This is a genomic window from Chamaesiphon sp. OTE_20_metabat_361 (assembly GCF_031364565.1).
Genome location: NZ_JANLWO010000194.1, coordinates 1 through 5,540 on the forward strand (window position 1 = coordinate 1; position 5,540 = coordinate 5,540).

Here is a 5,540-nt window from a genome sequence, read left to right on the forward strand (position 1 = left end):
GGCGATTATTCGCCACATAATTCCCTCGACGCAAGTAACATACCCGAAAGAGAATCACTACAACTACCGCAGGGATTGGATTTAGAGTTTCGGATCGTCGATCCAGATACTAATATTCGCTGGATTGAGGTCAAAAGTAGTATGTTTCTCGACCGAGATGGACATCCCACCCGCACCATCGGCATCCACATGGATATTACCGAAAAAAAACAACTCGAAGCTCAATTCTTTAGAGCGCAACGCTTAGAAAGTCTCGGCACCTTGGCTAGTGGCATCGCTCATGACTTAAATAATGTCCTGACACCGATTGTATCAGTCGCGCAATTATTACCGCTGAGATTGCCAGATATCGACGATCGTACCCAAAATCTCCTCAAAATCCTGGAATCTAGTGCTCGCCGAGGGGCAGATTTAATTAGCCAAATTTTATCCTTTGCCCAAGGCATCGAAGGCAAACACGTATCGATCCAACCCAGTCACCTGCTCATAGACATTCAAAAGCTCGTCGAACAAACCCTGCCCAAATCGATCGAGATCGAGCGAGATATTCCAGCTAATCTGTGGACGGTATCGGGGGACATGACTCAACTCCATCAGGTACTGATGAATCTGTGCGTCAATGCCCGTGATGCCATGCCCCAAGGTGGTACCCTCAGCATCGAAGCTGCCAATCGCTCGATCGACAAAGCCTTCGTCCGCACCCATCTAGATGCTAAAGAAGGAAATTATGTAGAGGTGACTATTACCGATACCGGAACTGGAATTGCGCCCCAACTCCTCGATCGGATTTTCGATCCGTTCTTTACTACCAAAGAGATCGGTAAAGGAACTGGTTTGGGTTTATCAGCGGTACTCGGCATTATCAAAGGTCACGGTGGCTTTTTGGATGTTCAAACTCAGGTAAATCGGGGTACCCAATTTCATGTCTATTTACCTGCGAGCAATATACCCAGTCAGCCCCGCCAGGATGAAGCCCAACTACCCTGCGGTCAGCAACAGTCGATCTTAGTCGTAGATGATGAAAAAGCGATCGTCGAGCTAATCAAAACCACTCTGGAGACATATAATTACCGAGTTCTAACTGCTAATGATGGGGCTGAAGCGATCGCTATTTATGCCCAGCACCGCGACACGATCGACAGTGTGTTAATCGATATGATGATGCCAGTGATGAACGGACTCACTACCGTAGCTGCGATCCATCAACTCAATCCCCATCTCCCCATCATCGCCATGAGCGGCATCAATTCGATCGAAGCCGTAGCTCAAGCAAAACGGTTTGGGTGCCAATACTTTCTCGCGAAACCTTATACTAACCGCGATTTATTGCAGATACTTTCTGATTGCACTCGCTCGATCGATCCTTAAATTAATTGATAATTGATACTTCGACTACGCTCAGTACAAGTAATTGATAATTGATAATTGGGTTTTAAGGGGGTTGGGGAGATTCGATCTATACTTTTCAAACAGCCTCTGAGCAATATGAAATCAGGGGTTCACCCACTCCCATCTCCCACATCCCATCTCCCACCTCCTCCATGGATTACTACATCGCTCCAGCTTTCCTCGACAAACTAGCCGTCCATATCACCAAAAATTATCTCGATCTGCCTGGTGTCAAAGTACCGCTAATTTTGGGCGTACATGGGCGTAAAGGCGAGGGAAAAACTTTTCAGTGTGAATTGGTATTCGATCGGATGAAGGTCGAAGCAATCCATATTTCGGCGGGAGAGTTGGAGAGTCCCGATGCGGGGGATTCAGCGCGATTGATTCGGTTGCGGTATCGGGAGGCGGCGGAAATTATTAAGGTGCGCGGGCGGATGGCGGTGTTGGTTATCAATGATATCGATGCTGGGGCGGGGAGATTCGACCAGGGTACGCAGTATACGGTCAATACCCAGCTCGTGAATGCCACGCTGATGAATATCGCCGATAATCCCACCAATGTCCAGCTACCTGGTAGTTACGATTCGACTCCTTTACCGCGAATTCCGATTATTTTAACTGGAAACGATCTATCGACACTGTATGCGCCACTGGTGCGCGACGGACGAATGGAGAAGTTCTACTGGGTACCGACGCATGAGGATAAAGTGGGGATTGTGAGTGGAATTTTTGCGCCAGATAATATTTCTGGTCGGGAAATAGTTAGTTTGGTCGATCGATTTGCCGAGCAAGCAGTTGATTTTTTTGCAGCGATGCGCGCGCGGATCTATGACGAGCAAATTAGAGAATTTATCGGACAAGTAGGATTAGAAAGAGTCGCGATGGAAGTAGTCAATCCGGCAAGCGGGATTAAGCCAACTTTTCCCAAACCATATTTTACCCTCGCCCGTCTAGTAGAGTTTGGCAATCTGTTAGTCCAAGAGCAAAAGTCTGTAGCTGAAGGTAGACTGGTTGAGGAATACAATCGCGTTCGCTATGGAGTAGGGAGGGGATAGGGAATAGGGGATAGTGGGTCTAAATGATAAAAGTTATTACTTATAGTCCAGCATATACGATCGTACCGACTTATGAATGTTTCAATCGGTGTAGCTATTGCAACTTTCGGGTCGATCCTGGCGCAGATACATGGATGAAAATCGATCGAGCCACCCAGATTCTCACCGATCTTCAGGGTGAAAATATTTGTGAAATCTTGATCTTGAGTGGCGAAATTCATCCTCAATCTGCACGTCGTCCAGCTTGGCTCGATCGCATTTATGAGATTGGCAACTTAGCTCTAAATATGGGCTTTTTACCACATACTAACGCTGGCCCTTTAAGCTATGACGAGATGGCACGTTTAGCATCAGTAAATGTATCGATGGGCTTAATGTTAGAGTCGCTAGATCCAGCTTTACTCCAAGGAGTTCATCGTCATGCACCGAGTAAATTGCCTGCAATCAGACTCGAACAACTTAATTGGGCGGGTGAATTACAGATTCCATTTACAACGGGGTTGTTATTGGGCATCGGTGAAGCTGAAACTGACTGGCAAATTAGTTTACAAGCGATCTCCGATATTCATGTCCGCTGGGGACATATTCAGGAAGTAATATTGCAACCATATAGTCCAGGCAGCCAGGAAAGTTTGGCTGGATTAGGTTTTGACATCCTTAAATTGCCCAGAGTAATTCAGTTAGCAAGACAGATATTGCCTGCGGATATTACGATCCAAATTCCACCAAATTTAATTCCAAATCCCGATCTATTACTAGCTTGTTTAGCTGCGGGTGCAAAAGATTTAGGCGGGATAGTTCCTAAAGATGAAGTCAATCCCGACTACCATCATTTACAGCTAGCAAACTTGAGTGCGTTACTTGCTAATGCTGGCTATGAATTACAGCGCAGATTACCAGTTTATCCCAATAGAGAACATTATTTATCAGAGCGATTAAAAGCTAAGATTCAACATCAGCGTCGATCGATGCAAATGGCTGCGATCGATAATCCAGACTAAAATCTCGGGCGATCTGCATAATCTCATTGCCCACTCCCAATGAGTAGAGTAAGTCAAGATCGATTACGGAAAGTCAACAATGAGTATCAGACTTGGATCGTCATTTTATCTATACCTGAGTGGGGGAATAGTTCTGCTCTTAGCAGCAATCTTATTTAAACCTTTTACGATCGTCAATCCTGGCGAAAGGGGCGTCATCATGCACCTCGGAGAAGTCCAAGACCAAATCTTAAATGAAGGGTTTCATCCAGTCCTACCAATCTACACCAATATCAAGAAAATAAGTGTCAAGGTCAAAAAAGTCGATGTTGCCGTTAAGGTCGGTACCAAAGACTTGCAAACTCTAGATGTGATGACATCTGTAAATTGGCATATCGAGCCAAATAAAGTTAACCGAGTATATCAGCAAATAGGCGACGATCGCCAAGTCAGAGAAATAATAGTAACTCCCGCAATTTCGGAAGTTCTCAAAGCGGCAACTCCTCAGCGAACCGCTGAAGAAATCCTCAAACAACGCAGTAGCCTGAAGGACGAGATCGAACGCAGTCTCAAGCCTAGACTGGCAAAATACGGCATCCAAGTCGATGATGTCTCACTCATCAATATTGGATTTTCGCCAGAATTCACTAAGTCCATCGAGCAAAAACAAATTGCCGAACAAGATGCGAAAAAAGCCGAATATGAAGCATTAAAAGCTTCTAGACAAGCTCAAGCAGAAGTCAATCGAGCTAAAGGAACCGCCGAAGCTCAAAAGCTACTCAGACAGAGTTTAAATAAAGAATTACTAGAAAAACAAGCGATCGAAAAATGGGATGGTAAGTTTCCGACAGTGATGGGTGGAAATGGAGCATTACCATTAATTAATATTTCTCCACCTCAGAAATAGCAAGAGACTTACATCTTGCATCAAAACAAAGTTACTAGTGTTTTAGTGAATAGTGGATAGTGGATAGTGAATAGTACTTAAGAGACAGCTAGATATTATCTTCCAAAGTAACTCTAATCATTATCGATCGATGTGTCAAAATCACTCGATCGGGCGTGACAGTAAGCAACCTTCTCCACAATATCCTGCCACTTAATGCCCTGTAGGGTTGGTAAAACCAGATGCGCGTGAGCCAGTCGTACGGCAGGCCCGACACCCAATACCCACATATTCGCAGCTAAACCCGCTGCTACCCCCGCAGGCGCATCCTCAATCACCAAACATCGATCGGGTGTGACGGAGATCGAGGATGCGGCATACAGAAAGACATCGGGTGCAGGTTTGAGATTTGGCACGCTATTACCATCGGCAATAAAATCAAATAAAGATCTAATTCCCAACCTTTTTAATACCAATTCGGCGTTCTTACTCGAAGATCCTAGGGCAATTTTAATCTGGGCAGCGTGTAACTCTGCTAATAAATTCTCAATTCCTGGCAGGAGATGTTCGCGATTGAGTTTGTCGATTAGTTGGAGATAATAATCATTCTTGCGATTTAATAGTTGTTGCTGTTGCAGCGAACTTAAGTGGCGATGGCGAGCGCCCAAAAGGTAATGTAGCGCATCTTCCCGATTGAGTCCGAGCATTCCCTCATCGTGGGTATATTTATCGAAAGGAATGCCCTCTTCATCGGCTAATTGTTGCCATGAGAGATAATGAAAGTAGACCGTATTAGTGATGACGCCATCGAGATCGAAGATGACTGCTGCGATGTGTGGATCGCGCTCCAGTTTATCCATAGCTATGTGATGTCGATCGACAATTGAGGCGATCGCGATCGCTTTAGGTCAGATGTGTATACTTATTATGCCCTCAGATCGTCCCGATCTTTGGGACATTGTCAACGATCTTTGACGGCAGTAACTGATAATTTGCGGCGTTGGCGGAAAGCCCGCTCCTTTCGGAGCGGAACGCTGCGCGTTGGCGTAGCCTGCGCTTTGCGCGAATGGAGAATCGTCCCTTTGGACAACACCCAACTTTGAAGCTTAAAATTAAATAACATCTTTCATCCTGCCATTAAGCCATTGAATCCTCAATATTTACCGCCTTGGTGGCTGCAATCCGGTCTGACGATGACCCTCTATACCGCACTGCGGATGAGCCGCAATT

General features: G+C 45.5%; 5 protein-coding genes and 1 pseudogene. 4 read left to right on the forward strand and 2 right to left on the reverse strand.

All coding sequences use genetic code 11. The annotated features are described in order from the left end of the window. The 4 genes and pseudogenes from RMO35_RS05385 to RMO35_RS05400 form a co-directional block, all read left to right on the forward strand. Window positions 1-1,368 (forward strand): response regulator (locus RMO35_RS05385; RefSeq protein WP_309739115.1); only part of this gene is annotated, 1,368 nt, incomplete at its 5' end. Between the two features lie 173 nt (window positions 1,369-1,541). Then, a pseudogene (locus RMO35_RS05390) lies at window positions 1,542-2,429 on the forward strand (AAA family ATPase); the annotation flags it as partial. Between the two features lie 38 nt (window positions 2,430-2,467). Beyond that, entirely contained in the window at window positions 2,468-3,445 is a 978-nt protein-coding gene (gene cofG, locus RMO35_RS05395; RefSeq protein ID WP_309739119.1) for a 7,8-didemethyl-8-hydroxy-5-deazariboflavin synthase subunit CofG, read from the forward strand. 79 nt (window positions 3,446-3,524) lie between these two features. After that, entirely contained in the window at window positions 3,525-4,331 is an 807-nt protein-coding gene (locus RMO35_RS05400; protein ID WP_309739120.1) for a prohibitin family protein, read from the forward strand. Window positions 4,332-4,444: 113 nt separating this feature from the next. Here RMO35_RS05400 and pgmB read toward each other — a convergent pair whose 3' ends face one another. Together pgmB and RMO35_RS05410 are read right to left on the reverse strand one after the other, a co-directional pair. After that, a complete protein-coding gene (pgmB, locus tag RMO35_RS05405; protein ID WP_309739121.1) occupies window positions 4,445-5,170 on the reverse strand; it encodes a beta-phosphoglucomutase in 726 nt (241 codons plus the stop codon). 101 nt (window positions 5,171-5,271) lie between these two features. Beyond that, a complete protein-coding gene (locus RMO35_RS05410) occupies window positions 5,272-5,433 on the reverse strand; it encodes a hypothetical protein (protein ID WP_309739123.1) in 162 nt (53 codons plus the stop codon). Between the last annotated feature and the right edge of the window lie 107 nt (window positions 5,434-5,540).